The sequence below is a fragment of the Saccharopolyspora sp. NPDC045941 genome (genome assembly GCF_056431445.1).
On the sequence record NZ_JBWKKU010000002.1, the window covers coordinates 145,435 to 171,163 of the forward strand.

The window sequence follows — 25,729 nt, forward strand, 5'->3', positions numbered from 1 at the left end:
CCGCGGGCGGGATCAGCCCTTGGCGGACTGGAGGAGGTGGCAGCCGGTACGCAGGCTCAGGATTGTGTTCACCTTGGTGCCGAACTGCAGCTGCGCGCCGAACTCGTCGCGCATCTCGACCTTGTGGTCGCCGGGCCGGTTGACCACGATCTCCAGCTCCTTGAAGCCGTACTCCTTGGTCACGTCGATCCCGATCTGCTGCGCCCGCTCCCACTGGGCGTCCGGGATGTTGCCCTCGTAGGCCCAGGTGTCCAGGCTGTGCTCCTCGGCGCCGTCGACGTGCGAGAGCTCCTTGCCCTGGCAGGCGGCCTGGCCGGGGTCGCCCTTGTTGATCCACGGCGTCGCCAGGCCGAGGTCGGTGGACAGCCGGTCCCGCAGCTTCTGCTGCATCTCCTCGTAGCGGGCGGTGATCTCCTCCATGGACGGTCGCTGCCGCAACATGCTGAGTGGGTCTGCCACGTTTCCCCCGTCGGACGGTTCGGGTCCGCTCGCGCAACCGGCGGCGAGCAGACCGCAGAGGACGAACAGGACGAGCTTTCTCATGAGAAGAAGTCCTTGATGCCGGACACCGTTTTCTCGCCCAGGTCCTCGGCGCCGGACACCGTCTTCTCGCCGAAGTCGTAGATCGCGGAGCCGGCTTCCTGGGCCTGGTGCGGGACGTAGGAGATCACATCCCCGACGCCGTTGGTCTTGCCCTCCACGGTGTTGCCCGGGAGGCCCGCGACCACCGAGGCCATGTTGTGCTGGCTGGTGGTCTCGGTGTCCAGGTAGTCGCTGTGGCCCTCGACGCCCTTGCCCTCGTTCGACTTCTCGGTGGACAGGTCCTTGAAGCCGTCCACGTGGGACGGGTCGCCGCCGAACCGGGCGAAGTCCGCGACCTGGTCGTTCTTGGCCTCCAGCCGGTAGGCGTGGCCCTCGGGGACGTGCAGGTCCTCGATGTCGTTGGTGCCGGCGCCGGGGGAGCCGAAGATGATCGCGTCGTCGACGCCGTGGCCGCCGCCCTGCAGGGCGTAGCCGGTGGTGGTGGAGCCGTAGGAGTGGCCGATCGCGGTCAGGTGCGGGTCGGTGTCCCGGGACTCGTTGATGCCCTTGTAGAAGTTGTTCAGCTTCTCGCCGCCTTCCTGGGCGGAGTTGGAGCTGATCACCGAGTCTCCGAACACGTCCGTGTCCTCGGACTTCTGCGGGGCTTCGTAGCCGAGCCAGGCGACCGCGGCGACGCTGTCGTCCTTGCCGTTGCGGAGGAGCTCGGCCTTCGACTCCTTGACCAGTTCCTGCATCTTCGAGTCGTAGTTGCCGAGGCTGCCCTGGACGGTGGTCCCGTAGCCGGGCGTGTACACCGAGACGTGGTCGGCGGTGTCGACGTTGCCCACCCCGACGGCGGCCTTCATCCGCTCGCCGCTGCTGTCGAGGACCAGCAGCTGGCGCGGCGGGTCCTCCTTGGCGATGGTCTTCTCGACCTCGTCCAGCGATTTGATCTTGTCGTTGACCTGCTGGAGCTTTTCCTTCTCGTCCTCGGAAACGCCGCCCTGCTCCAGCTGCCGCTCCTGCTGTTCGAGGTCGTTGCGCACGTCGTCGATGCGGCCGCGGTTGGCCTCGTCGCGGACCTCGGCGGGGATGCCGTCGCGGTTGCCCAGCCATTCGGGCGGGTTCTCCCGCAGCGCCGCGCGCTGCTCGTCGGACAGCGACTTCCACCATTCCGCCGCCGCCTTCGGCGAATCGTCCTCCGGCTTCCCGGCGGAGGCGGCGAGGGCCTGGATGTCGTCGGTGTTCGCGGCGTCGGCCAGGGAGTCGCCCTTGCCGGGCTCGATCTTGTCCTGCTCCGCGGAGGTCAGCGCCTTGGCGAGCTCGGCGTCGGCCTGCTCGGCGTCGTCGAGGATCTTCTCGATCGTCTCGACGAGCTTGTCGCGGACCTGGATGCGATGCTGCTTGACCTGCTCCAGCTGGTCTTCCGGCACGTCCTGGGGCGGCTTGACGTCGCGGACGCCGCCTTCCTCGGTGATCTCGAAGCCGTTGGCCTGCGCCTCGTGGTCGGCCTGCTGGATCTGCTGCTTGATCCTGGCGACGTCGTCGGCCGCCGCGGCCACCGCGACCCGCACGGTGGCGACCTCGGCCACCAGCGAGCGCATGTCCGACACCAACTTCTCGTGCTGCTTCGCGGAGCCGTCGGCGGCTTCGCCGCTCCAGCCCTCCGGATTCTTCGCGCCGTCCAGCTCGTCCTGCAGGTCGACGAGGTCGTCGCGGCGCTTTCCGAGGTCGTTGTGGACGGAGTCGAGGCCCTCCGGCTTCCAGCGGCGCACGTCGGCGAAGGACACCATGTAGCTGCCTACCTCCCGGCCTGCGTGCCGGCGCGGTCGATGTCCGCCGCGCTCGACTCGTCGGACTGCTGGTACCCGTCGGCGCTCGCGGTCAGCGATTCGCCGTGCTGCGCGGTGGCCTGGCTCCAGGACTTGATCGCCTTGTCCCAGCTCTGCGCGACCTGCTTCGACGCCCCCTCGGACTTGCCCCCGGGCATCGCCTCGGCGATGTCCTCGGCCGGCGGCCCCAGCTTCACCTGACCCGCCTGCTCGCCCGCCGACTTCGCGCTCGCGCCGGCCTTCCTGAGCGCATCGGGATTGACCGTGTAGTCCATGCCCACCTCCAGCGGCGGAAGCCTAGCGTGGTGATCACGGCTTGGATGGTGGTTGCGCGGATCCGGTTCCCACCTGTTCACAAGCCCGAACCGCTGGTCCCGACGCTATCCGGGCGTCCGGGTAACCTCCGGGGCGTGACTGCGTCGTTGGATCTCACCGCTGACCCCGTCGAACTCACCGCCGCGCTGGTGGACATCCCCAGCGTCTCCGGCGGGGAGAAGGCCATCGCCGATGCGGTGGAGCAGGCGCTGCGCGACCAGGCGCCGCACCTCGAAGTGGTGCGCAACGGCGACGCCGTGCTGGCGCGCACGAACCTCGGCCGGGATTCGCGAGTGGTGCTCGCCGGGCACCTGGACACCGTGCCGATCAACGACAACCTCCCGGTGCGGCGCACCGGTTCGGGCGCCGAGGAGGTCCTGCACGGCTGCGGCACGGTCGACATGAAGGGCGGCGACGCGGTCATGCTGCACCTCGCCGCGACGCTCCCGGAACCGCGGCACGACCTGACGTTCGTGTTCTACGACTGCGAAGAGGTGGAAGCCGAGCGCAACGGCCTGAACCGGATCGAGCGGGAGCTGCCGGAGTGGCTGGCCGGCGATCTGGCGGTGGTGTGCGAGCCGTCGAACGCCGCGATCGAGGCGGGCTGCCAGGGCACGATGCGGGTGGAGGTACGCACCACCGGCGCCCGCGCGCACACGGCCCGCGCGTGGATGGGCGTCAACGCGATCCACGCCGCGCAGCCGGTGCTGCAGCGGCTGGTCGAGTACACGCCGCGCAACCCGGTGATCGACGGCCTGCAGTTCCGCGAGGGTCTGCAGGCGGTGCGGATCGAGGGCGGCGTCGCGGGCAACGTGGTGCCGGACTCGTGCGTGGTGACGGTGAACCACCGGTTCGCCCCGGACAAGTCGCTGGCGGAGGCCGAAGCGCACCTGCGCGAGGTCTTCGACGGCTTCGAGGTCGCGGTGACCGACGGCGCCCAAGGCGCCCTGCCCGGCCTGACCTCGCCGGCGGCGGCGCAGCTGGTCGAGGCGTCGGGGTCGGAGCCGGTCGCAAAGCTCGGCTGGACAGACGTGGCGCGGTTCGCGGCCCGGGGACTCCCGGCGGTGAACTTCGGCCCGGGCTCGCCGACCCTCGCGCACACGAAGCAGGAGCACGTGGCGACCGCGGAGATCCGCCACTGCGCTGACGTCCTCCGCCGCTTCTTCGCCTGACGTCCGCGCTGCGCGCGCTCAGGCGATGCCCAGCATCGACTCCTCGTCGCTGTCCGCGCTCTCCGCGTCGCGCGGCCTCCTGCCGTCGGCGGCCGTGCGCTCGCGTTGTCGCGGCAGCTCCGCCGCCGGCTCCGATGCGGGGAGCTTCGCTGCTTCGCGCTCCGCGTCGGCGAGTTGCGCTGGTCCGCGCTCCGCGTCGGGGAGCTCCGCCGGCTTTTCGCTAGGTGCTTCGCCCGTCGCACCGATGCGCTTCGCGGTGTCGACGAACTGGAGGAGCTCGACCGGGAACGGCAGCACCAGGGTCGAGTTCTTCTCCGCCGCCACCTCGACGACCGTTTCCAGCAGGCGGAGCTGGAGCGCGGCCGGGGTGTCGGCCATGACGTGGGCCGCGTCGGCGAGCTTGCGGGACGCCTGGAACTCGCCGTCCGCCGAGATGACTCGCGAACGCCGCTCGCGTTCCGCTTCGGCCTGGCGGGCGATCGAGCGCTTCATGGATTCCGGCAGCGAGACGTCCTTGATCTCCACCCGGTCGATGTGCACGCCCCAGCCCAGCGCGGGGCTGTCGATCATCAGCTCCAGGCCCTGGTTGAGCCGTTCGCGGTTGGACAGCAGGTCGTCCAGGTCGCTCTTGCCGATGATCGAACGCAGCGAAGTCTGCGCGACCTGTCCCATGGCGAAGAGGTAGTCCTCGACGTTGACGATCGCGCGCGCCGGGTCCTCGACCTTGAAGTACACGACCGCGTCGACCCGGACGGTCACGTTGTCGCGGGTGATGCCCTCCTGGGCGGGCACCGGCATGGTGACGATCTGCAGGTTGACCTTCCGCATCCGGTCCATCACCGGGACGATCGTGGTCAGCCCGGGCCCGCGGGTCAGCTCCTGCAGGCGGCCGAAGCGGAACACCACGCCGCGCTCGTACTGCTTGATGACCTTGACGCTCGCGGCGACGTAGACAACACCCAAGGCGATGATGAGGATCAGCAGTTCGATGAGCATGGCTGGCTCCCGGGCTCGACTTCTGGCCTTGCCCGGCGACCCGTCCCCGGCGCCTGCGTAGATCGGGTGATCTGCGTGGTGTGCACGGCCGGCATCGCCGGCACCACTAGATCTTTTCTTCGTATCGTACGCCGCCGCACGCTCGTGTGAATCCCTCGTGAACAGGCATTTCCCCGCTCGGCGCGGTGGCCGGGCAGGCGTCGGCGGCCGAGGGCCCGTGCGTACTCTCGACCACATGACGATCGAAGGCCCGTGGGGCGAGCCGAACGGCTCGGAGCGCCCCCAGGAGAAGCAACGCGGACCCGTGGTGCTGCGCCGGTCGAGGTTGCGCGAACCCACCACCACCGACCAGCGGCTGCTGGACTCGCGCGGCCCGTCGGACTGGGTGCACACCGATCCGTGGCGGGTGATGCGCATCCAGTCCGAGTTCGTGGAGGGCTTCGGCGCGCTAGCCGAGGTGCCGCGCGCGGTGACCGTGTTCGGTTCGGCGCGGACGCCGCGGGAGCACCCGGAGTACGCCACCGGCGTCGAGCTCGGCGCGGCGCTGGCCAAGATCGGTTGCGCGGTGATCACCGGCGGCGGCCCGGGCGCGATGGAGGCCGTCAACCGCGGCGCGTCGGAGGCCGGCGGGCTGTCCATCGGGCTCGGCATCGAGCTGCCGTTCGAGCAGGGCCTCAACCCGTGGGTGGACCTCGGCGTCAACTTCCGCTACTTCTTCGTCCGCAAGACGATGTTCATCAAGTACGCGCAGGCGTTCGTCTGCCTGCCCGGTGGCTTCGGCACCATGGACGAGCTGTTCGAGTCGCTGACCCTGGTGCAGACCAAGAAGGTCACCAAGTTCCCGGTGGTGCTGTTCGGCAAGTCCTACTGGCAGGGCCTGTACGACTGGATCCGCGACAGCATGCACGCCGCGGGCAAGATCGGCGACAAGGACCTCGCGCTGCTGCACCTCACCGACGACATCGACGACGCGGTCAGCATCGTGCAGGAGGCGTACGAGGCGTGGGAGGCCACTCATTGAGCAGCGTTGAGCCCGAGGAGACCACTGTGGACATCGCTGTCTGCGTCTACTGCGCGTCGCGCCCGGTGCCGCAGCAACATCTGGACCTGGCGGCGGAGGTGGGCACCAAGATCGCCAAGCGCGGCTGGTCGCTGGTCTCCGGTGGCGGGCGCGTGTCGATGATGGGCGAGGTCGCCCGGGCGACGCGGGCCGGCGGCGGCCGGACCATCGGCGTCATCCCGCGCGCCCTGGTGGACCTCGAGGTCGCCGACACCGATGCCGACGAGCTGCTGGTCGTGGACACGATGCGGGAGCGCAAGGGCCTGATGGACGCGCACGCGACGGCGTTCCTCGCGCTGCCCGGCGGCATCGGCACCTGCGAGGAGCTGTTCGAGATCTGGACCGCCCGCTACATCGGCATGCACGCCAAGCCGGTCGTGCTGCTCGACCCGGACGGCCACTATCGCGGCCTGCTGGACTGGCTGCACGGCCTGGTGGACACCGGATTCGCCACCCAGCACTCGCTGGACGCGCTCACGGTGGCCACCGACGTCGACGAGGCGCTCGACGCCTGCGCCGCAAGCCGGGAACCGGGTGCCTGAGGTTCCGCCACCCGCACCACGACGCAAGTCGATCCGTGTACCTCCAACGGCCGATGGCGTGCCAGGATCTGGGGTTGTGCAGGCTCTCCGGTTCCGCGACAAGGACATGCCCCAAGACCGACCGCTGGTGATGGCGATCGTCAACCGCACCCGCGACTCGTTCTTCGACCGGGGGCGGACCTTCGCCGCCGATGCGGCCACCGCCGCCGTGGACCGGGCCGTCGCCGACGGCGCGGACATCATCGACATCGGCGGGGTCCGCGCCGGGGCGCAGGGCGAGACGGTGGACGCCACCGAGGAGATCGAGCGGGTGGTGCCGTTCGTCGCCGCGGTCCGGGAACGCCACCCGGACCTGGTGATCAGCGTCGACACCTGGCGGCACGACGTGGCCCGGCAGGTGTGCGAGGCCGGGGCGGACCTGCTCAACGACACCTGGGCGGGCGCCGATCCGCTGCTCGCCGAGGTGGCGGCCGAGTTCGGCGTCGGCGTGGTGTGCTCGCACACCGGTGGCCTGCCGCCGCGCACCGACCCGTACCGGCCCCGCTACGCCGACGTGGTCGCCGAGGTGACGGCCGAACTCGTCGAGCGGGCGGAGCGGATGGTGCGGCTCGGGGTGCCCGCGCACGGCGTGCTGATCGACCCGACCCACGACTTCGGCAAGAACACCTGGCACGGCCTGGCGCTGCTGCGGCGGGTCGGCGAGCTGGTGGCCACCGGCTGGCCGGTGCTGATGGCGTTGTCCAACAAGGACTTCATCGGGGAGACGCTGGGCGCGGAGGTGACGGAGCGCCTGGAGGGCACGCTGGCGGCCACCGCGATCGCGGCCTGGGGCGGCGCCCGGATCTTCCGCGCGCACCACGTGCTGGAGACCCGCCGGACGGTCGAGATGGTCGCGGCCATCGCGGGCACCCATCCGCCGGACCAGGTCCTCCGCGCCCTCGCCTAAGGCTTCGTGACCGCTCGATCCGGTAGAACCGGCGTCGGCGCTCACGAGGCGGTGAGCGGTTCAGAGGTCGCCGACGGCCCGATTGAGCAGCTGGGTGAGGATCGTGATCGGCACGTCCGGGCGGACCTCCCGGAGCACCGGGGCCAGCCGCAGCCACCGGGACTGGACGCGCGGCGGGCTCGGCGGCGTCCTGGTCAGCTCGTCGACGAGCTCCTCCAGCCGCCACTGCGCCTCGTCCCGCTCCATGCTCGCCTCCGGGTGCTGGTCGATCACGTCGACGAGCATCGCGAGGTACGAGCGGAGTTGGTCGAGGGCCTGCTGTCGCGGGGCGAAGGTCGTCTCGGCGTCGAGTCGCGAAGCACCGGTGGTTTCCTGGGCGCTGTCGTTGGACACGGCAATCGGCTCCTGATCGCTCGCCCGGTACATCCGACATCGCAGTGTGGCGGGAATCGAGTGCTGTCAACGGATTTTCGGGTTTGCGCCACCCGAACGGCGCACTGTGATGGACGTCATTCGGAGTCCGTATCGCGAAAGGACCTAGGTCCTCTTGCGGAAGGCCGGTGACAGTGGTCGCAAATGACCGTAGAGTCGCTACTTGTGAAGGCTGATGCGCTCCGCGGCCACCTGGACGCCCTGCTGCTGGCCACGCTCGACGGCAGGGCCTTGCATGGTTACGCGATCATCGAGGCGCTGCAGGAACGCAGCGGCGGCGCCCTTGATCTGCCCACCGGGACGGTATATCCGGCGCTGCGCAGACTGGAGCGCGCCGGCTACGTGCAGAGCACCTGGAGCACCGTCGGCGGGCGGCAGCGCCGCACCTACCGCCTGACCCAGACCGGCGTGCAGACGCTGCAGAACGAGCGCCGCGCCTGGCGCGAGTTCACCTCCGCCATCGAGGGCGTGCTCGAGGCCGCACCCGCCAAGACCTGACCGTGGCCGCGGCGGTTCGCCGTTCGTGCCACGATTGACGACCGTGGCTAGTGCGCTCATCTACCTGTTCGTGGTGCTCGCGGTCGCTGCGGTGGCCTACCTGCTGGCTTCGCTGGTCTTCGGCCGCGGCGAGCAGCTCGCGCCGCTGCCGCCGGGCTCGACCCCGACCCGCCTGCCCCCGGCCGGCATCGAGGGTGCCGACGTGCGCGCGTTGCGGTTCCAGCAGGTCCTCCGCGGCTACAAGGCGTCGGAGGTGGACTGGGCGCTGGAGCGCCTCGCCGGGGAACTCGACGAACTGCACGGCCGGATCGCGGTCCTGGAGCGGCAGCTCGACGCCGCAGGCGAGCAGCTGCAGGAGGCCCGGGCCGGGCGTCCCGACGAGCCGGAGGGCTGATCGGTGGGCCCGGTCGAGCTGCGGCTGAGCGTGCCGGTCGAGGCGCCGCCCGAGGTGGTGTGGGCGGCGGCGACGGACTGGGCGCGGCAGGGCGAGTGGATGCTGGGCACCGAGGTGCACGCGCTCGGCGGCCCCGACGGGCCCGGCGCGCAGCTGGTGGCGGTCACCGGCTTCCGCGGGTTCGGCGTCGTGGACCGGATGGAGATCGTCGAATGGCGGCCGCCGCAGACCTGCCGGGTGCGCCACCACGGACGGCTGATCGTCGGCGACGGCGGGTTCGACGTGGTCCGGTGCGGCAATGCGGCGTCGACGTTCCTGTGGTGGGAACGGCTGGTGCTGCCGCCCGGCGGCGCGCTGGTCTGGCCGGTGGTGCGGCCGGCCTTCGTCTGGGGCATGCGCCGGTCGCTGACTGCTTTCGCGGCGTTCTGCCGCGGCTATTCACGCGGCGGGGAAACCGGCTGATCCCGGTGCCGCGGCCGTCGCATATCTCGGCCCCACGACGCGCTGGGCACCACCTGTCGGCGCGCAGGCCGACGTTTCCGCTGGTCACGGGTCGTGAGCGTTTTGGAGGCTGCTTTGGATGTCGTGGTGTTGAGCTGAGGTAGGGCGGGTTGTTGTCTTGAAGCGGCGCAGCCGCTTGGCCCATCTACGCAACCGGCACCGCCGCGGGTTCTCAGGTGTCTTCTCGCGAGGACAGCCCCGACGTGGTGAATTGGCATTCATGAGTCGGGGATCCCACAGCGAGAAGGCGCCTGAGGTTCCGCTACCCGCACCGCCACGCAGGCCGAGTTTGGAAACAGCCTCTACAGCAGCCCAAACCACTCATGACCCGGGGGTGCCTCAGTGACCGGTGAAGTGGGGGGTTCGCTTCTCGACGAACGCCGCGACGGCCTCCCGGTGGTCGGCCGTCGCCCCGGCCTCCGCCTGCGCTCCCGCCTCCACGGCGAGCGCCTCGGCCAGACCTTCGGCGGCCGCCGCCAGCATCGCCTCCTTGATCCGGGCGTAGGCGCTGGTCGGTCCGGCCGCCATCCGCTTGGCCAGCTCGGTGGCCGCCGCGACGGCTTCACCGGCGTCGACGACCCGGTTCACCATGCCGATCCGCAGCGCCTCCTCGGCGGCCACCGGCTCGGCCAGCAGCAGCAGTTCCATCGCCCGGCCGTAGCCGATCAGCCTCGGCAGCGTCCACGACGCGCCGGAGTCCGTCGACAGCCCGACGTTGGCGAAGGCCATCAGGAACTTCGCGTTCGCCGCGGCCACCCGCAGATCGCACGCGTAGGCCAGCGACGCGCCCGCCCCGGCGGCGGTGCCGTTGACCGCGGCGATCACCGGCTTCGGCATGCTCGTCACGGCCCGGATGATCGGGTTGTAGTGCTCCTCGACCGTGTTCAGCGGCGCCGGGTCGCCGGAGTTCAGCAGCGCGACGTGCTCCTTGAGGTCCTGGCCCGCGCAGAACGCCTTCCCCGCGCCGGTGATCACCAGCGCGCGCACCGAGTCGTCGGCGGCGGCCTCCCGCAGCGCGGTGATCAGGGCCTGCTTGAGCTCGACGTCGAGCGAGTTGAACGACTCGGGGCGGTTCAGCGTGAGCAGGCGCACACCTGCGGTGTCCTCGGTCAGCAGCACGTCGGTCACTTCGCACTCCTCTTCCTGCGGTCCGTTGTGTCGGGTCGCGAGATCGCCGCTCGACTTTCCAAAGTGGACTCCGGGGGTCGCGCGAAGTCCCGAGTAGACAGTGTTGTGGCTGGTCGCCCGGGTAGTGGTCGAGCGCCGCGGGGGCCGGTCCGGCGCCGGGCGCGGACCGTCGGCCCGGAAGCGCCGACGGTCGCGCCGGAATGCACCGGAACAGCCCGCACGGGACGTGAGTCTGCCAGCCCCCGCGGGCATTCGACCAGCGCACGGGCGACACGAGTTGATCGGTTCGGTTTCGTCCCCGCCTCGCGATGGGGGAGAATGGGGGAGGACCCGAGCTGGTTGTGGCGACCAGCGGGGGAAGAGTTCACGGAGGGAGCACGCTATGGCGGCCATGAAGCCCCGGACCGGTGACGGTCCCCTCGAGGTGACTAAGGAGGGACGCGGCATCGTGATGCGCGTCCCGCTTGAGGGTGGTGGGCGGCTCGTCGTCGAGATGTCGGTCGAGGAGGCCAAGAACCTGGGCGACGCCCTGGAGTCGGCCACCGGCTGAGGCCGCCGGCCGGCGGTCGGGGTAGCGGCGCTGCCCCCAACGCCCGAGGCGACAACGCAATCGAGTCGACGACGAGTGGCGAGCTTCTTCGCCGCGGTCGGGCCCCGGTGTCATGGGTGGCACCGGGGCCGTCGTCGATGGCAGGCAAGTCCTCGCCCCGCCCCCGTGATCGTCCGGGGTCCTTCGTTCGGGCGCGCATCGTGACCGGACGTGCGAGGACGGTAACTTCTACAGCTGTCGTTGAACTCGTTCCGGTTCAGCCGTTTCGAGGACAGGCAGTCGAATGCGCGCGGCCAGCCGTGCAGGAAGGTCTTCTCGTGTCCGGTTCTTCAGTGTTCCGCTCCGCCCAGCCGGTCCGCGACGCGGACCCGGCGCTGCCCGCCATCCCGACGTCACTGGTCGAAGTGGACGTCGTGCGGCAGTGGCGGGACGGCGTGCCGGGCGCGGTCGCGGTCTTCGACGGCGAGTCGGGCCCGGACCTGGCGACGGCAGCCGAACCGTTCGATGTGGACATCGCGGTGCTGCAGGCCGTAGGCGCTTCCTCGTCGGCCGGTGACGTCCGCGCGCTGCCCCTGCCGTCGGGTGGCGTCGGTTGGGTCGTGGGTGTCGGCTCGGGCGAGCCGGTGAAGTGGCGCAGCGCCGGCGCCGCGCTCGCACGCGCGCTGCGCGCGAGGCTGGACCAGGCGGCGGAGTCCGACGACGAGGTCGGCGACCTCGGGGACGCCTCCGACGCGGACTACCTCCAGATCCGGCTGCCCGACGACGTCGACGGCGAAGCGGTTTCGGCGCTGACGCTGGGCTTGGCGCTGGGCGGCTACCGGTTCCGGGTGACCGCCAAGCCGACCCCGCCGCGCCTGCGGAAGGTCTTGCTGGTGGCGCCGGAAGGCGCCGACGTGGCGGCGCTGGACGAACAGGTCCGGCGCACCCGCGAGCTGGCGGCGGCCACCGCGCTGGCCCGCGATCTCGCCAACGCTCCCTCGAACATCAAGGACCCGGCCTGGTTCACCGGCGTCGCCGCCGAGCTGGCCGCCGACGTGCCGGACCTGACCGCCGTGGTGCGGGACGAGAAGTGGCTGGCCGACAACGGTTTCGGCGGGATCCTCGCGGTCGGCGGCGGTTCGTCGCGGCCGCCCCGGCTGCTGGAGCTGACCTACCGGCCGAAGGACGTCGAGGGCCCGCACCTGGTGCTGGTCGGCAAGGGCATCACCTTCGACACCGGCGGCATCTCGATCAAGCCCGCCGAGGGCATGCACCTGATGCGCACCGACATGTCCGGCGGCGCGGCGGTGATCGGCGCGCTGCTGACCATCGCCCGGCTGGAGTTGCCGGTCCGGGTGACCGGCCTGGTGCCGTCGGCGGAGAACCACGTGTCCGGCAGTGCGTACCGGCCCGGCGACATCGTCCGGCACTACGGCGGCACCACGACGGAGGTCGGCAACACCGACGCCGAGGGCCGCATGGTGCTCGCCGACGCCCTCGCCTACGCGGTGGACCGGCTGGAGCCGGACCTGCTGGTGGACGTCGCGACGCTGACCGGCGCGATGAAGGTCGCCCTGGGCCTGCGCACCGGCGGGCTGTTCGCCACCGACGGCGAGCTGGCCGATCGCGTCCGGGAGGCCGGGCAGCGGGTCGGCGAGGCATGGTGGCGGATGCCGCTGCTGGAGGACCACGCGGAAGACGTGAAGGGCCGGCTCGCGGACGTGAAGCAGACGCCGCCGGGGCCCGGCGGCATCACGGCGGCGCTGTTCCTGCGCGAGTTCACGGGCGGCCTGCCGTGGGCGCACCTGGACATCGCGGGCCCGGCCCGGGCGGACAAGGACTACGCGGAGGTGGTGTCGGGAGGCACGGGCTTCGCGGCCCGAAGCCTCGTCGCCCTCGCCGCAAGCTTCTCGAACTGACGAACAACGCCCTCGAACCGATCTCCCCAGAAGATCTCCACAGAGGATCTCCTCAGAGTGACCTCTTCGGAGTGATCTCTTCAGGGTGATCGCTCGGTGCGGTGAGTGGTTCCGCAGTTTCCATTGAAACTGCGGAACCACGGCGTGTCGGGCCACGACACACCGACGGCTGTGGACTACTTCCGCAATTTCAATGGAAATCGGACCTTCGATTTCCATTGAAATTGCGCAGGGTGAAGTCGCGGAAGGTGCGGACCGCCGGCGGAAGCGCCCGGCCCGCCGGCCAGGCCAGGCCGATCGTGCGGTGCGCCGGTGGATCCAGCGGCACCTCGACCGTGCCCGGCGCCGGGCCGTTGTCGCCCGGCGGCAGCAGCGCCACGCCGAGCCCGGCGGCGACCAGTCCGCGCACTGTGTCGACCTCCTCGCTCTCGAAGGCCAGCCGCGGTTCGAAACCCGCGCGTTCGGCCAGGCCCGCGAAGATCTGCCGGAGTCCGTAGCCGGGGCGGGTCGCCACGAAGTCGTCCCCGGCGAGCTCGGCCAGCCGCAGCCTGCGGCGCCGGGCCAGCCGGTGCCGCGCGAACAGCACCGCGACCAGCGGCTCTTCCCGGAGCGATGCGGTTTCCCAGTGCGGATCGTGCTCCGGCAGCGGCGAGACGACGCAGAGGTCGATCTCGCCGGACCAGGCGCGCGCGAGCATGCTGTTGCGCGGCCCCTGCACGAGCCCGAACCGCACGTGCGGGTGCACGTCGCGGAACTCGCGCAGCAGCGGCGGCACCAGCGTGCTGCCCATCGTGTGCTGGAACCCGAACGTCACCTGGCCCCGGTCGGGGTCGATCTCCTCGATCACGGCCCGGCAGCCGGCCTCCAGCCCGCGCATCGCGTCTTCGGCGGCCGCCGCGAGCAGGGCTCCGGCGCGGGTCAGGTGGATGCCGCGACCCTGCCGCACGATCACCGGCGTGCCGAGTCGATCGCCCAGCTTGGCCAGCGCGCGGCTGACCGTCGGCTGCGGGACGCCCAGGGACTCCGCTGCTCGTGTGAGATGGCCCTCGGCCGCGACCGCGCGCAGCAGGGCGAGCGACGGGGCGAGGTGGGCCGCTAGCTGCGACGAGTCGTCCGGCTCGGCTGATTCATTCACCACAGCATCAATCATGCGGCATTCTGGCATTGGACGCATTAGTCGGAGCTACTTACGTTCGAGCACGTGACCGCAGTCGACCCGGCCCGCATCCGCAAGATCCGCATCGCCCTGCTGCTCGGCGCGCTGGCGATGTTCGCGCTGCTCTACGCGCCGCAGCCGGTGCTGCCGCAACTTGCCGAGGTCTTCGCGCTGAACCCAGGCACGGCGGCGCTGCTCATCTCGGCGAGCACGCTCGGGCTGGCCGTCGCGGCGATCCCGCTCGGCACGCTGTCGGAAGCGGTCGGCCGTCGCCGCACGATGATCGCGGCCTTGCTGACCGCCGAGGTCCTGGGCTTGCTGCTGCCGTGGGTGCCGTTCTTCCCGGTGCTCGTGGCCGTTCGCCTGGTGCAGGGTGCGGCGATCGCCGGCCTGGCCGCGGTCGCGGCCGCATACCTGGCCGACGAGACCGGCGGCGAGCAGCTGGGCACGACGATGGGGCTCTACGTCGCGGGCACCACCATCGGCGGCATGGGTGGCCGGCTCCTGGGCGGCGTGGTCGGCGACTTCGCCGGCTGGCACGGCGGACTGCTGGCCGTGGCCGTGCTCGCCGGGGTGTGCACGGTGCTGTTCGTGGTGCTGCTGCCGGCCGAACGCAATCACCAGCGGCAACCGCTGCGCTGGAGCCCGCTGCTCGGCGGCTTGCGCGCCGCGCTCAGCGACCCGGTGCTCTACGCGCCGTACCTGGTCGCCGCGCTCGGCATGGGCGCCTTCGTCACCGTCTACAACGTGCTCGGGTTCCGCCTCGCCGCACCGCCGCTGCTGGTGCCGCCGGCGCTAGCAGCGCTCGCGTTCCTCGCCTACGCCGCGGGAACGGTCACCTCCACGCTGGCCGGGCGCGCCGCCGATCGCTGGGGGCGCATAGAGGTGCTGCTCGCCGGCCTGGCGGTGACGGCGCTGGGTCTGCTGCTGATGCTCGCCGACAGCCTGCCCGTGATCGTGGTGGGCCTGGTCGTGTTCACCGGCGGATTCTTCGCCGCGCACTCGGTGGCGAGCGGATGGGTCGGGGCGCGGGCCTCGGCATCGGCCCGCGGTCAGGCGTCCGCGCTGTACCAGTTCGCCTACTACGGCGGCAGCAGCGTGGGCGGCGTGCTGGGCGGCGCGGCCTACGGCTCGTGGGGCTGGTCCGGGATGACGGTCCTGCTGTGCTGCTGGCTGGCGGTGGCGGCGGCCGGGGCGTGGCTCATCCGCACGGCGCCCAAGCGCGTCGCGGTCGAGGTCTGATCAGGTCGCGTCGGAGTCGTACGGCGGGCGCTCACCCGGCGCGAGCGGGCGCTGCTCGGGCTTGGGCGGGTCGGCCGGCTTCGCCTGGTGCCCGTTGCTGCCGTTGCCGTTGAGGCCGTCGAGCGGGTTCTCCCCGTCGAAGAGGTGCTTGGTCACGGCCGTGCGCGGGTTGAAGTTGCGGATGCCGCGCAGGTCTTCCAGCGGTTTGCGCAGCTCGTCGAACTCCGGGCCCAGCTCGGACTTGATCTGCTCGCGGGCTCCGGTCGCGTACTCCTTGACCTGGCGGACGGTCCGGCCCAGCCACGCCGCGCCTTGCGGCAGCCGCTCCGGGCCAAGGATGAACAGCCCGGCCACGACGAGGACCAGGATCTCGAGCCAGCCGACGCTTTCGAACACCTCTCGACTACCTCCGGGTCCTCCACGGCTCGCGGACCAGCACCGCGCGCTGCCAACGCATCCCCAGGGTACCGACCGGCTGATCCGGGCAGGAGGGCGAACTGGCCCAGCACGCCGCCTTCACGAACTGTTAGCTGCTCGTTCGGCTCGCCGCACCGCAAGCGGTGCGGCCCTTGCGGCGGGATGGCATTCCCGGGGTTGCGCGGCTCGCGGTTTCCACTGGTCACCGAGGTCGTGAGTGCTTTGGTTCGCCATAGCAGCCCAAAGTGCTCACGACCACGATGCCTGGCGAAGCCTGTCCCCGGGGGCCGTCGTGCCGCTGGCAAAACCGCGAAACTTCCCGCCCGGCCGGACCAGGCGGAACCCGCCGTTCACCGCAGGGTCACGTCGAGCACCAACTCGCGGCCCTGCCGCACCACGGTGACCGGCACCCGCTCGCCGACCTGGTGCCGGTCGACGGCCACGATCAGCTCGTCGGCGCCGGCCACCTTGCGCTCGCCGACCCGGATGATCACGTCGCCCTCGGCGATCCCGGCCGCCGCCGCGGCGCTGCCGTCCTGCACGTTCTGCACCTGGGCGCCGTCGGCGAGCCCATCGCTGACCGACTTGGCGTTGACGCCGAGATCGGCGTGCTGCACGTTGCCGGTGCGGATCAGCTCCTCGGCGATGCGCCGGACGTCGTCGATCGGGATCGCGAAGCCCAGCCCGATCGAGCCGCCTTCGCCGCCGGCCCCGAGCGTCCGGATCGCGCTGTTGATGCCGACCACCGCGCCGTTGCCGTCGACCAGGGCGCCGCCGGAGTTGCCGGGGTTGATCGCGGCGTCGGTCTGGATCGCGTCGATGACCGCGTTGGTGTCGGTGCCCTCGCCGGCCAGCCGCATCGGGCGGTGCACCGAGCTGACGATGCCAGTGGTCACGGTGCCCGCCAGGCCCAGCGGCGAGCCGATGGCGATCACCTCGTCGCCGACCGCCAGCTCATCGGAGCGGCCGAGCTGGGCGACCGTCGGGTTGGACACCTCGACCTTGATCACCGCCAGGTCGGTCTTGACGTCGCGGCCGACGATCCGGGCGGGCACCCGGGTGCCGTCGTGGAAGACCGTGGAGACCAGCGCGCCCGGCGTGTCGGCGGCCATCGAGATGACGTGGTTGTTGGTGACCACGTAGCCGTTGCCGTCGATGACGACCCCGGAGCCGCTGCCGCCCTGCGCGCCGACGCGCACCTCGATCGACACGACGGCGGGGACCACGCGCTGCGCAACCGCGGCGACGGTGCCCTTCGGCCGGTCCTTGCCCTGCTCCACCTCGGCCAGGGTGACGTCGGGATTGGTGAGCGGATTGCCCTCCTCGGCGGTGATCCGGCCGAGCAGCCCGCCGGCCAGCCCGATGAGCAGGGCCACCACGGCGAGGATCACGAGCGCACGCGGGTGCACCCGTCGGCCGAACAGGACTTCGCGGGCGCTGAGCAGCGGGCCGGTTTCGGTGCTCTCGGGCTTCTCCTCCTGCTCCTCACCGAGTGCAGGTGGACCGATCATCGCGCCTGCGGCGGGGTTGCGCCACGGGTCGCTCTCGCCGGAGTTCCACAGCGCCGGCTCCTCGGCCGGCTCGGGCGCCATCGGCTGCTCGCCGGGCGCGCGCTGGAGCTTCTCGCTGCTGGCCTGCGGGCGGCCGAACGCCTTGGACAGCGCTTCCGGCGGGGGCGGACCCTGCTCGATGCCGCGCGTCGGGACGTCGCGCCGATTCGGGTCGAAGCTGCCGGTCACGCCCTTCGGGCGGCCGAACGTCGAGCTCTGCGACGGGTCGACGGCGGGGCGCTGCAGCGGGCGCGGTGCGAGGCGGGGCGGGGATGCCTTGCCGTTTCGCATGGGGCGGTCCGCCGCGGCCGGCACTCCGCGGGCGGGGCTGGCCGCGCCCTGCCACGGATGCACGGGTTCGGCTGGCCGTCCGTTGGGACCCTGCTGGCCTGCTTCGGGCTGATCCCGGCGCTGCTGGTCGGCGTCGGGGCCCTGTGCGGGCGTTCCTGGCTGGTCGCTCATCGCTCCCCGGGCATGCGGTCGGAACTCGTCCGTTCGAGTGGATCACACGGGCGAGGAGCCCGTGCCACCGGCATGTGGACGCATCGCCGGCTTGCCCATTTTGCCGGGCGACCGGTGAAGTTCGTGTGGGAGCGGGCTAAGTGGTCCGGCAGGATCAGTTCCCCGGCGGCGCGCTCGCCGAGGTGCTCGGAACCGGGGCCTCGGACGAGGGCTGCCGGCTGGGGGACGGGTCGCGGGGCAGGTCTTCGCGCGCCGACGCCGGGATGACGGCGTTGGTGAACGCGCCGCCGGGCAGCGGGCTCGGTACGCCCGGCACCGGCTGGCCGTCGTCGTCCGTCGGCAGGTTCATCAGCGCGAGCGCGCCCAGCACCAAGCCGGAGAACACCACGCCGGCCCCCTGCCGGGTTCGGCGGCCGACCCGCCGCGCCGGTGCCACCGCGGCATCACCGGCAAAAGGGGGCACGCTGCCGAGGGGTTGCTGGCTGCCGCCGAGCGGCCGCGAGGATCCGAGCGCCGCCCCGTCGCCGAACCGCTTCGCGCGGGCCGGGCGGGTCACGGCGACCAGCTGGCCGTCCTCGGTCAGCGCGAGGCCGTCCGGCTGGCTGGGCAGTTCTGCGTGCGCCGGGATGGCCTGCAGTGCTTGCAGGAACTTCGGCGAGATCGACGGCGTGCCGGCCGCCCGAACCGCGGCGCGGGCCTGCCGCTGGGCGGCGGCGTCCGAGGTGCACGCTGGGCAGTGGGCCAGGTGGGAGACGGCGCGATCATGGGCGCTCGGGCTCAGCTCGCCGTCCACCAACGCGACGATCGCGTCCAGCGCGAGGTGCTGCTCCGGCAGCCCCCACCCACGCAAAACCGTCATTCGTCAAACCTCCCGGGCATGCTCGCGGCGAGCTTCCAAGGTGGCCTTCAACATCTGGCGCCCGCGGTGAATCCTGCTGCGCACAGTACCCAGCTTCACGCCCAAGGTGGCACCGATCTCCTCGTAGGAGAGCCCCTCGACGTCGCAGAGCACCACCGCCGCCCGGAACTCCGGCGGCAGTTCGTCCAGCGCCGCCTGCAGGTCGGGGTCGAGGTGGGTGTCGTTGAAGACCTGTTCAGGGCTCGGGCCACCGCCGGGCAACCGGTCGGTGTCCTCGGGCAGGCCCTCCATGCGCAGGCGGGACCTGCGGCGGGCCATGTCGAGGAACAGGTTCGTGGTGATCCGGTGCAGCCAGCCTTCGAACGTTCCCGGCTTGTACGACGCCAGCGACCGGAACACCCGGATGAAGGTCTCCTGGGTCAGGTCCTCGGCGTCGTGCTGGTTGCCGGTCAGGCGGTACGCCAACCGGTAGACCCGGTCTGCGTGCTGCCGGACCACCTCGTCCCACGTCGGAGGGGTCCAGTTGACCTCTTCCGCGGCGGGCGAGACGGTGCTCTGTTGGACACTGGGGGCCACACTCATCGGCTGTGTTGCCATTGGGCGAGAAGCCACCTCCTGTGCGGTTGCATCTCCAAGAACGAACATGTCGCCTCCGTTGTTCCCGGCGGTGTCGTCAAGGAGACGCCGATGGGTGTCGGTTATGACGTGTCTACTCTCGTATGCGCTGGTGAGGTAGCGATTAAAGACGCCTGAGAACAGGCTGAGAACCTGACGTGATGCGGGTCGCACCGCCGGCCCGCCGGAAACGGCCCCCTAACGATGTCGGCCGCCCGGGTCACGGCGGCGGGCAACGTCGATAACCTTTCGCGTTGTGATACCCGAGACGCCGGTGGGTGCCGGGCCCGTGGGCCGGAACCAGGTGCGATCCGGCGCGCCGACGGACACCTCGGTCGGGGCGTCGTCGCTGCACGTGCTGCGCTTCCTGGCGGCGGCGTTGCGGGCCAAGGCCGCCGTGGAGGTCGGCACCGGCTCGGGCGAGAGCGCGCTGTGGTTGCTCCAGGGCATGATGCCGGACGGCGTGCTGACGTCGATCGACGCGGATGCGTCCGCGCAGCGGACGGCGCGCGCGACGCTGCGGGAGGCGGGCGTGCCGACCGGCCGGACGCGGCTGATCGCCGGCCGCGCGATCGAGCTGATGCCGCGGCTCACGGAGGGCGGCTACGACCTGGTGTCGGTGGGCATCGCGACCACGGACTACCCCAGGTACCTCGAGCTCGGCGTCCGCCTGCTGCGCCCGGGCGGCGTGATCGTGTTCGCGGGTGTGCAGCTGGCCAGCCCGGACGCCCGGAGCGCGCTGGCCCTGGCGCTGCGCGACCTGGTCCGGGCCATCCAGACCGACGAGAACCTGGTCCCGGTCACGCTCCCGACTGGTCCGGGCCTGCTCGCGGTCGCCAAACGCGCGTGACCCCGGACACCCGCCTCGACCTGGTCCCCGGCACCCGCTTCCGCCTGGTCCCAGGCACCCGCCTCTCGAGATGTCGACCCTCTCCCGACCGGAGTACCCCCGATGGGGTGATGATCCGCAATTTCAATGGAAATCGGACCTTCGATTTCCATTGAAATTGCGGATCAACGTCGGCCGGAGCGTCAGGCGGGGGAGACGGAGAGGAGCTTGCCCGCGAGGCCGCGGGCCCGGGTGGACAGGCGCTTGGCGATGTCGTTGAGGACCACCGCCGCGGGCGAGTCGGGGGCTTCCAGAACCAGCGGGGTGCCGTTGTCGCCGGCTTCGCGCAGGCGCGGGTCCAGCGGCACCTGGCCGAGCAGCGGCACGTCCGAGCCGATCGAGCGGCTCAGCGACTCCGCGACCAGCTGGCCGCCACCGGAGCCGAAGACCTCCATCCGCTGGCCGTCCGGCAGCTCCATCCAGGACATGTTCTCCACCACGCCGGCCAGCCGCTGCCGCGTCTGCATGGCGATCGCCCCGGCCCGCTCCGCGACCTCGGCTGCCGCCTGCTGCGGGGTGGTGACGACCAGGATCTCCGCGTTCGGGATCAGCTGGGCGGTGGACAGCGCCACGTCACCGGTGCCGGGCGGCAGGTCGAGCAGCAGGACGTCCAGGTCGCCCCAGAAGACGTCGGACAGGAACTGCTGCAGCGCGCGGTGCAGCATCGGCCCGCGCCAGACCACCGGGGTGTTGCCGGGGGTGAACATGCCGATGGAGATGACCTTCACGCCGTGCGCCTGCGGCGGCATGATCATCTTCTCCACCTGGGTGGGCTTGCCGCCCGCGCCCAGCATCCGCGGCACCGAGTGGCCGTAGATGTCGGCGTCGACTACGCCGACCGACAGGCCGCGCTTGGCCATCGCGACCGCGAGGTTGACCGTCACGCTGGACTTGCCGACCCCGCCCTTGCCGGATGCCACGCAGTAGACGCGCGTCATCGAGCCGGGCTCGGCGAACGGGATGCGCGGTTCCTCGGCGCTGCCTCGGAGCATCTTGCGCAGCTCGGTGCGCTGCTCGTCGCTCATCACGTCGAGCTCGACCTGCACCGAGGCGACGCCTTCGACGGCGGACACGGCATCGGTCACCCGCTGCGTGATCGTCTCCCGCATCGGGCAGCCCTGGACCGTCAGGTACACCTCGACCGCAACATCGCCGTCGGGGCCGATGGACACGCTCTTGACCATGCCCAGGTCGGTGATCGGCCGACGGATCTCCGGGTCCTCGACCTGGCTGAGGGCCTTCCGAACGGCGTCCTCGGTGGGCGCGGACTGCGTACTGGTCACGGTTACCTCGGCAAGCTGGAGTTGCGGACGTGGTCGGTGGTCGCTTCGCTGGGCGCCAGCCTCGAAGAGTCTCACACCCCGTTGCTGGCAATCCCATGCTACGGACCGGTAGTCCGGCGCGGACAGGGCTGCGGGCCGTGGCATCGCGCTGGTCAGTGGGGCGAGCGGGACAGAATGTGATTCTTGTTCGGGGGCGCTGCGCAGTCAGGCGAACGCGTTCCGTAATATCAATCTTCGTGGCCGAGACGGCTCTTGATCGATTACCGACTCGAAGTGAATTGTTGGCGTACCGCAGTTTCCTCCGCGCGCACGCCAGGGTCACGCGCTGCCTGGAGGGCGACCTGATCGCCGAGCAACGGCTCACGCTCGCCGCCTACGACGTCCTCGAAGCGCTGGCAGAAGCCCCGGAGCAGCGGCTCCGGATGACCGAACTAGCGGATGTCGTGCTGCTGTCGCGCTCCGGCGTGACCAGGCTCGTGGACCGCCTCGAACGGCTCGGGCTGGTGCGTCGCGTCCGGGTCGATTCGGACGGGCGCGGGGTCCAGGCCGTGATCACCGAACGTGGCGAAGCACGGTTGCAGCTGGCGGCGTCGACGCATCGCACCGGCGTGGCGCGGTACTTCCTGTCCGCCACCGCGGGGGAGCTGGAGGCGCTGATGCGCACCTGCGAGCGGCTGGCCGACGGGGGTGTGCCGTCGCCACCGGGGCAGCGTGCGCAAGCATGAGGGCGTGCACGATGCGAACTCCACGGCTCCCGAACGGCTGATCCGCGCGGTCGGCCTGGTGCGGTTCGCGGACCGGCGGTTGCTGCTGGTCCGCGCCGACTACCAGGACGCGTTCTACCTGCCCGGCGGCAAGATCGACCCGGGCGAGACCGAGGTGCAGGCGCTGCACCGGGAGGTGCGGGAGGAGCTCGGCGTCGGCCTGGTGGGGGCGGACTTCCTGGGCCGCTACGTCACCGACGCGGTTGGGCAGGGAGACGGGGTGCAGGTCGAGCTCATCTGCTACACGGGTGAGCTGGACGGTGCCCCGGAGCCGGCGGCCGAGATCGCGGAGCTCGCCTGGTGCACCCGCGAGGAGTACGCGGCCCACGAGGTCACGGCCCCGGCGATCGTCGCCCTCTTCGCCGACCTCGACCCGGCCTGATCCCGGTTTCAACTGAATCCGCGGGTTCCCCGCGGTGTTCCGCAGTTTCAATGAGCGTTTTTCATCCTGGTCGGCCCGCAGCCGCGGGTCCGTAAAGCTGCATGTCGATGGGCTGTCGCATGCGCCGCAGGCGCATAGCCCACCTACGACACTGGCACCGCCGCGGGTTCACGGTGCCCACCCCTTCGGGGTTCCCTCGGCGAGGACGGCCCTGACGCCGTGTATTGGACATACATAAGTCAGGGCACCCACAGTCCAGGGAGCCTCTGTAACTCCCGCAGGGGGGCCGCCACCCGCACCGCCACGCAAACCGAGGCTGGAAAAACCTCAATGGAAACTGCGGATCAGGCGTCGTCGGGGTCTCGGGAGCCGGTGCGGGCTCGGCGTTTCTCCGCCTCGCTCTGCAGGCCCGGGAGTTCTTCGCGGAGCCGGTCCAGTTCGCTGCGCAGGTAGTCGCGGGTGGCGACCTCGCCGATCGCCAGGCGCAGCGCGGCGAGCTCGCGGGCCAGGTAGTCCGTGTCCGCCTTGGTCTGGGCCGCTCGCGCCCGGTCTTCCTCCAGCGAGACCCGGTCCCGGTCGTCCTGGCGGTTCTGCGCGAGCAGGATCAGCGGAGCGGCGTACGAGGCCTGGGTGGAGAAGGCCAGGTTGAGCAGGATGAACGGGTACGGGTCCCACTGCAGCCCGACCGCGAACAGGTTCGCCGCGATCCAGGCGATCACGAACACGGTCATCCAGAACAGGAACTTGCCGGTGCCGAGGAACCGGGCGATCCGCTCCGAGATCTGCCCGAACACCTCCGGGTCGAAGGAGACCGCGAACCGGTGCGGCGGGCGGGGTTGGTCGAGTCGGCGGCGGGTCAGCAGCTCGGGCATCAGTGCGCCTCCCGGTTCGTCGGCCGGTCGGTGGGGCCGGGCTCCGGTCCGGGAAGCCCGCTCTCCCGCCAGTTCTCCGGCAGCAGGTGGTCGAGCACGTCGTCGACGGTGACCGCGCCGATGAGGTGTTCCTCGTCGTCCAGCACCGGCCCGCACACCAGGTTGTAGGCGGCGAAGTAGCGGGTGACGTCGGTCAGCGACGCGCTGGCCGGGAGGCTCGCCAGGTCGGTGTCCAATGCGCCGGCGACCAGGGTCGACGGTGGTTCGCGGAGCAGCCGCTGGATGTGCACGCAGCCCAGGTAGCGGCCGGTCGGCGTGGCCGACGGCGGGCGGCAGACGAACACCAGGCTGGCCAGCGCCACCGGCAGGTCGGGGTTGCGCGCCATCGCCAGCGCCTCGGCGATGGTCGCGTCCGGCCCGACCACGATCGGCTCCGGCGTCATCAGGCCGCCCGCGGTGTCGGACGAGTACGCCATCAGCCGCTTGACCGGTGCGGATTCCTCCGGCGCCATCAGCCCGAGCAGCCGCTCCTTGTCCACTTCGGACAGTTCGGCGAGCAGGTCGGCGGCGTCGTCCGGGTTCATCGCCTCCAGCACGTCCGCCGCGCGCTCTTCGTCCAGGTGTTCCAGAAGGTCCTTCTGGTCTTCCTCGGGCAGTTCCTCGACGACGTCGGCGAGCCGCTCGTCGTCCAGCGCCTCGGCCACCTCGTAGCGGCGCTTGGTCGGCAGCTCGTGCAGGGTGCTCGCGACGTCGACGGCGCGCATGGTGTCGAACATGGCGAGCAGCTGCTGCACGCCCTGCGGCTTGCCGGTCAGCTCCGCGACGGCCAGCCCGGTGACCTGGTCCCAGTCCAGCACCTGCGTCGGGCCGCGCCGGCCGAGCCGCCCGGTGCGCTCCCGGACCGCGAGCTTGGCCAGCTGCCAGTCGCGGGTGCGGATCTGCTCCATCGCGACGTCCACCAGGACCGCGGGCGCGTGGGTGGAGTCGATGACGACCCGGGCGTCCAGCAGCTGGCCGAGCACCAGGAGCTCGTTGGGGCGCTGGTGGAAGTGCCGCAGGTTCACCGAGCCCGTCGCCAGCGTCACCGCGCTCGACTCGATCCGGGTGACCCGCAGCATCGGCACGAAGATCCGGCGCCGGGTGGGCAGCTCGAGGACCAGGCCGAGGACGCGCGGCGGCTGCCGCCGGACGCTGAGCCCGGCGACGACGTCGCGCACCCGGCCGATCGATTCCCCGTCCGGCCCGAACACCGACAAGCCGGCCATCCGGGCCGCGAAAACCCTGGTCGCGGCTGCCACGTGGCTCAGGCTATGCACTCTTCCGGTCGCCCGCCGCCCGAAGATCGGCCCTGTGCCGCCGGGCACTTGTCCGGTTCCGGCGGCGGGGTGCGTGGTACACACGCAACGACTCGCGAGGCCAGAGGAGGACGACGTGGACGGTCGACGTGCCCGGCGGAGCTGTCTGGCGGTGCCGGGCTCCAGCGCGAAGATGATCGACAAGGCGCGCGGGCTGGCCGCCGACCAGTTCTTCCTGGACCTCGAGGACGCGGTCGCGCCGCTGGCGAAGGCCGAGGCGCGGGACCGGATCGTCGGCGCGCTGAACGAGGGCGGCTGGGGCGAGAAGATCCGCTCGGTGCGGGTCAACGCGCTGGACACCGAGTGGACCTATCGGGACGTCGTGACCGTCGTGGAGGGCGCGGGCGCCGAGCTCGACTCGATCATCCTGCCGAAGGTGAGCACCCCGGAGCACGTGCGCTGGCTGGATCTGACGCTGACGCAGATCGAGCGCGCCACCGGGCTGGAGGTCGGCCGGATCGGCATCGAGCCGCAGATCGAGGACGCCCGCGGCCTGGTCGAGGTGGACGCGATCGCGGCCGCCTCGCCGCGGGTGACGGCGCTGGTCTACGGGCCTGCCGACTTCATGGCGTCGATCAACATGCGGTCGCTGGTCGTCGGCCACCAGCCGCCCGGCTACGACGTCGGCGACGCCTACCACTACATCCTGATGCGCATCCTGGTCGCGGCCCGGGCGGCCGGGGTGCAGGCGATCGACGGGCCGTACCTGCAGATCAAGGACGTCGACGGGCTGCGCGCGGTGGGCGGCAGGTCGGCGGCGCTGGGCTTCGACGGCAAGTGGGTGCTGCACCCGGCGCAGGTGGACGCGGTCAACGAGCTCTTCTCGCCGCGGCAGGAGGATTACGACCACGCCGAGAACATCCTGGACGCCTACGAGTGGCACACCTCGGCGGCCGGCGGGAAGCGCGGCGCGGCGATGCTGGGCGACGAGATGATCGATGAGGCGTCCCGGAAGATGGCGCTGGTGATCTCGGGCAAGGGCCGCGCGGCGGGCATGGCCCGGACCGACCGCTGGACCCCGCCGGAATCCTGATCGCGGGCGGCGGTTTCGCGCGAAAACGCCGCCCAACCCGACCGCGCGACCCTCGAACGGCTTT

The 25,729-nt window shown here is 71.2% G+C and carries 28 protein-coding genes; 14 read left to right on the top strand and 14 right to left on the bottom strand.

Features of this window, described 5'->3' with window-relative positions; genetic code table 11:
• Positions 1–12: 12 nt before the first annotated feature.
• The 3 genes from AC07FN_RS02470 to AC07FN_RS02480 are packed head-to-tail and all read right to left on the bottom strand — an operon-like array spanning position 13 to position 2,629.
• The gene (locus AC07FN_RS02470; protein WP_478393998.1) at positions 13–543 is read right to left on the bottom strand and encodes an LppA family lipoprotein; all 531 of its coding nucleotides are present in this window, start codon (positions 541–543) and stop codon (positions 13–15) included.
• A complete protein-coding gene (locus AC07FN_RS02475) occupies positions 540–2,315 on the bottom strand; it encodes an alpha/beta hydrolase (protein WP_478393999.1) in 1,776 nt (591 codons plus the stop codon). Before AC07FN_RS02475 ends, AC07FN_RS02470 begins: the two co-directional genes overlap by 4 nt.
• A gap of 8 nt (positions 2,316–2,323) precedes the next feature.
• A complete protein-coding gene (locus tag AC07FN_RS02480) occupies positions 2,324–2,629 on the bottom strand; it encodes a hypothetical protein (protein ID WP_478394000.1) in 306 nt (101 codons plus the stop codon).
• Between the two features lie 135 nt (positions 2,630–2,764).
• Here AC07FN_RS02480 and dapE point away from each other — a divergent pair, with 135 nt between their 5' ends.
• Positions 2,765–3,841, top strand: coding sequence for a succinyl-diaminopimelate desuccinylase (gene dapE / locus AC07FN_RS02485; RefSeq protein WP_452614799.1), 1,077 nt, complete (start codon positions 2,765–2,767; stop codon positions 3,839–3,841).
• 18 nt (positions 3,842–3,859) lie between these two features.
• Here the strand turns inward: dapE and AC07FN_RS02490 are convergent, their stop codons facing one another.
• Positions 3,860–4,837: a slipin family protein gene (locus AC07FN_RS02490; protein WP_478394001.1), complete on the bottom strand. Its 978-nt coding sequence runs from the start codon at positions 4,835–4,837 to the stop codon at positions 3,860–3,862.
• Between the two features lie 235 nt (positions 4,838–5,072).
• On the opposite strand from AC07FN_RS02490, the gene AC07FN_RS02495 reads away from it, so the two are divergent.
• The 3 genes from AC07FN_RS02495 (at position 5,073) to folP (ending at position 7,385) form a co-directional block, all read left to right on the top strand.
• The gene (locus tag AC07FN_RS02495) at positions 5,073–5,858 is read left to right on the top strand and encodes an LOG family protein (protein WP_358575061.1); all 786 of its coding nucleotides are present in this window, start codon (positions 5,073–5,075) and stop codon (positions 5,856–5,858) included.
• Positions 5,855–6,439 (top strand): LOG family protein, encoded by a 585-nt coding sequence (locus tag AC07FN_RS02500; RefSeq protein WP_478394002.1) that lies wholly within the window; start codon positions 5,855–5,857, stop codon positions 6,437–6,439. Before AC07FN_RS02495 ends, AC07FN_RS02500 begins: the two co-directional genes overlap by 4 nt.
• Before the next feature lie 106 nt (positions 6,440–6,545).
• Entirely contained in the window at positions 6,546–7,385 is an 840-nt protein-coding gene (gene folP / locus AC07FN_RS02505; RefSeq protein ID WP_478394082.1) for a dihydropteroate synthase, read from the top strand.
• A gap of 60 nt (positions 7,386–7,445) precedes the next feature.
• Here the strand turns inward: folP and AC07FN_RS02510 are convergent, their stop codons facing one another.
• Positions 7,446–7,778 carry a hypothetical protein gene (locus AC07FN_RS02510; RefSeq protein WP_478394003.1) on the bottom strand — a complete coding sequence of 111 codons (333 nt, stop codon included), beginning with the start codon at positions 7,776–7,778 and terminating at the stop codon, positions 7,446–7,448.
• A gap of 204 nt (positions 7,779–7,982) precedes the next feature.
• On the opposite strand from AC07FN_RS02510, the gene AC07FN_RS02515 reads away from it, so the two are divergent.
• From AC07FN_RS02515 to AC07FN_RS02525, 3 genes are read left to right on the top strand one after another with little or no spacing between them, the layout of a single operon-like run.
• Positions 7,983–8,315 carry a PadR family transcriptional regulator gene (locus AC07FN_RS02515; protein WP_093273407.1) on the top strand — a complete coding sequence of 111 codons (333 nt, stop codon included), beginning with the start codon at positions 7,983–7,985 and terminating at the stop codon, positions 8,313–8,315.
• Positions 8,316–8,358: 43 nt separating this feature from the next.
• Positions 8,359–8,709: a DivIVA domain-containing protein gene (locus tag AC07FN_RS02520; RefSeq protein WP_478394004.1), complete on the top strand. Its 351-nt coding sequence runs from the start codon at positions 8,359–8,361 to the stop codon at positions 8,707–8,709.
• A gap of 3 nt (positions 8,710–8,712) precedes the next feature.
• Entirely contained in the window at positions 8,713–9,171 is a 459-nt protein-coding gene (locus tag AC07FN_RS02525; RefSeq protein WP_478394005.1) for an SRPBCC family protein, read from the top strand.
• Between the two features lie 378 nt (positions 9,172–9,549).
• On the opposite strand, the gene AC07FN_RS02530 is transcribed toward AC07FN_RS02525, so the two are convergent.
• On the bottom strand, positions 9,550–10,338 hold the full coding sequence (locus AC07FN_RS02530; protein WP_452614804.1) for an enoyl-CoA hydratase: 789 nt from the start codon (positions 10,336–10,338) through the stop codon (positions 9,550–9,552).
• A 382-nt stretch (positions 10,339–10,720) separates the two neighbouring features.
• On the opposite strand from AC07FN_RS02530, the gene AC07FN_RS02535 reads away from it, so the two are divergent.
• Together AC07FN_RS02535 and AC07FN_RS02540 are read left to right on the top strand one after the other, a co-directional pair.
• Positions 10,721–10,888 carry a DUF3117 domain-containing protein gene (locus tag AC07FN_RS02535; RefSeq protein WP_009949794.1) on the top strand — a complete coding sequence of 56 codons (168 nt, stop codon included), beginning with the start codon at positions 10,721–10,723 and terminating at the stop codon, positions 10,886–10,888.
• A gap of 317 nt (positions 10,889–11,205) precedes the next feature.
• Positions 11,206–12,786 (top strand): leucyl aminopeptidase, encoded by a 1,581-nt coding sequence (locus AC07FN_RS02540; protein WP_478394006.1) that lies wholly within the window; start codon positions 11,206–11,208, stop codon positions 12,784–12,786.
• A gap of 190 nt (positions 12,787–12,976) precedes the next feature.
• Here AC07FN_RS02540 and AC07FN_RS02545 read toward each other — a convergent pair whose 3' ends face one another.
• The gene (locus tag AC07FN_RS02545; protein ID WP_478394007.1) at positions 12,977–13,924 is read right to left on the bottom strand and encodes a LysR substrate-binding domain-containing protein; all 948 of its coding nucleotides are present in this window, start codon (positions 13,922–13,924) and stop codon (positions 12,977–12,979) included.
• A 63-nt stretch (positions 13,925–13,987) separates the two neighbouring features.
• On the opposite strand from AC07FN_RS02545, the gene AC07FN_RS02550 reads away from it, so the two are divergent.
• A complete protein-coding gene (locus AC07FN_RS02550) occupies positions 13,988–15,184 on the top strand; it encodes an MFS transporter (protein ID WP_478394008.1) in 1,197 nt (398 codons plus the stop codon).
• Here AC07FN_RS02550 and tatB read toward each other — a convergent pair whose 3' ends face one another.
• From tatB to sigE, 4 genes are all read right to left on the bottom strand, one after another.
• Entirely contained in the window at positions 15,185–15,580 is a 396-nt protein-coding gene (gene tatB / locus AC07FN_RS02555; RefSeq protein WP_132483196.1) for a Sec-independent protein translocase protein TatB, read from the bottom strand.
• Positions 15,581–15,951: 371 nt separating this feature from the next.
• Positions 15,952–17,613, bottom strand: coding sequence for a S1C family serine protease (locus AC07FN_RS02560; RefSeq protein ID WP_478394009.1), 1,662 nt, complete (start codon positions 17,611–17,613; stop codon positions 15,952–15,954).
• Positions 17,614–17,767: 154 nt separating this feature from the next.
• Positions 17,768–18,472, bottom strand: a complete 705-nt coding sequence (locus AC07FN_RS02565; RefSeq protein WP_478394010.1) for a zf-HC2 domain-containing protein — start codon at positions 18,470–18,472, stop codon at positions 17,768–17,770.
• A 3-nt stretch (positions 18,473–18,475) separates the two neighbouring features.
• Positions 18,476–19,069: an RNA polymerase sigma factor SigE gene (gene sigE / locus AC07FN_RS02570; protein ID WP_132483198.1), complete on the bottom strand. Its 594-nt coding sequence runs from the start codon at positions 19,067–19,069 to the stop codon at positions 18,476–18,478.
• 307 nt (positions 19,070–19,376) lie between these two features.
• On the opposite strand from sigE, the gene AC07FN_RS02575 reads away from it, so the two are divergent.
• Positions 19,377–19,937 carry an O-methyltransferase gene (locus AC07FN_RS02575; protein WP_478394011.1) on the top strand — a complete coding sequence of 187 codons (561 nt, stop codon included), beginning with the start codon at positions 19,377–19,379 and terminating at the stop codon, positions 19,935–19,937.
• Positions 19,938–20,119: 182 nt separating this feature from the next.
• Here the strand turns inward: AC07FN_RS02575 and AC07FN_RS02580 are convergent, their stop codons facing one another.
• Positions 20,120–21,259, bottom strand: coding sequence for an Mrp/NBP35 family ATP-binding protein (locus AC07FN_RS02580; RefSeq protein WP_478394012.1), 1,140 nt, complete (start codon positions 21,257–21,259; stop codon positions 20,120–20,122).
• Between the two features lie 278 nt (positions 21,260–21,537).
• Between AC07FN_RS02580 and AC07FN_RS02585 the strand changes: the two genes are divergently transcribed.
• Positions 21,538–21,984: a MarR family winged helix-turn-helix transcriptional regulator gene (locus tag AC07FN_RS02585; protein WP_223839536.1), complete on the top strand. Its 447-nt coding sequence runs from the start codon at positions 21,538–21,540 to the stop codon at positions 21,982–21,984.
• The gene (locus AC07FN_RS02590) at positions 21,971–22,405 is read left to right on the top strand and encodes an NUDIX hydrolase (RefSeq protein ID WP_478394013.1); all 435 of its coding nucleotides are present in this window, start codon (positions 21,971–21,973) and stop codon (positions 22,403–22,405) included. Before AC07FN_RS02585 ends, AC07FN_RS02590 begins: the two co-directional genes overlap by 14 nt.
• Before the next feature lie 344 nt (positions 22,406–22,749).
• Here AC07FN_RS02590 and AC07FN_RS02595 read toward each other — a convergent pair whose 3' ends face one another.
• Together AC07FN_RS02595 and AC07FN_RS02600 are read right to left on the bottom strand one after the other, a co-directional pair.
• A complete protein-coding gene (locus tag AC07FN_RS02595; RefSeq protein ID WP_478394014.1) occupies positions 22,750–23,277 on the bottom strand; it encodes a DUF1003 domain-containing protein in 528 nt (175 codons plus the stop codon).
• Positions 23,277–24,575, bottom strand: coding sequence for a magnesium transporter MgtE N-terminal domain-containing protein (locus AC07FN_RS02600; RefSeq protein ID WP_452614814.1), 1,299 nt, complete (start codon positions 24,573–24,575; stop codon positions 23,277–23,279). Before AC07FN_RS02600 ends, AC07FN_RS02595 begins: the two co-directional genes overlap by 1 nt.
• 133 nt (positions 24,576–24,708) lie before the next feature.
• Here AC07FN_RS02600 and AC07FN_RS02605 point away from each other — a divergent pair, with 133 nt between their 5' ends.
• Positions 24,709–25,665 carry an HpcH/HpaI aldolase/citrate lyase family protein gene (locus tag AC07FN_RS02605; protein ID WP_358581877.1) on the top strand — a complete coding sequence of 319 codons (957 nt, stop codon included), beginning with the start codon at positions 24,709–24,711 and terminating at the stop codon, positions 25,663–25,665.
• Positions 25,666–25,729: the final 64 nt, after the last annotated feature.

Excerpts from the sequence above, each read along its gene's own strand:
- AC07FN_RS02470 (WP_478393998.1), bottom strand. The coding sequence starts at position 543 with ATGAGAAAGCTCGTCCTGTTCGTCCTCTGCGGTCTGCTCGCCGCCGGT.
- AC07FN_RS02475 (WP_478393999.1), bottom strand. The coding sequence starts at position 2,315 with ATGGTGTCCTTCGCCGACGTGCGCCGCTGGAAGCCGGAGGGCCTCGAC.
- AC07FN_RS02480 (WP_478394000.1), bottom strand. The coding sequence starts at position 2,629 with ATGGACTACACGGTCAATCCCGATGCGCTCAGGAAGGCCGGCGCGAGC.
- AC07FN_RS02490 (WP_478394001.1), bottom strand. The coding sequence starts at position 4,837 with ATGCTCATCGAACTGCTGATCCTCATCATCGCCTTGGGTGTTGTCTAC.
- AC07FN_RS02495 (WP_358575061.1), top strand. The coding sequence starts at position 5,073 with ATGACGATCGAAGGCCCGTGGGGCGAGCCGAACGGCTCGGAGCGCCCC.
- folP (WP_478394082.1), top strand. The coding sequence starts at position 6,546 with ATGCCCCAAGACCGACCGCTGGTGATGGCGATCGTCAACCGCACCCGC.
- AC07FN_RS02535 (WP_009949794.1), top strand. The coding sequence starts at position 10,721 with ATGGCGGCCATGAAGCCCCGGACCGGTGACGGTCCCCTCGAGGTGACT.
- AC07FN_RS02560 (WP_478394009.1), bottom strand. The coding sequence starts at position 17,613 with ATGAGCGACCAGCCAGGAACGCCCGCACAGGGCCCCGACGCCGACCAG.
- AC07FN_RS02565 (WP_478394010.1), bottom strand. The coding sequence starts at position 18,472 with ATGACGGTTTTGCGTGGGTGGGGGCTGCCGGAGCAGCACCTCGCGCTG.
- sigE (WP_132483198.1), bottom strand. The coding sequence starts at position 19,069 with ATGGCAACACAGCCGATGAGTGTGGCCCCCAGTGTCCAACAGAGCACC.
- AC07FN_RS02595 (WP_478394014.1), bottom strand. The coding sequence starts at position 23,277 with ATGCCCGAGCTGCTGACCCGCCGCCGACTCGACCAACCCCGCCCGCCG.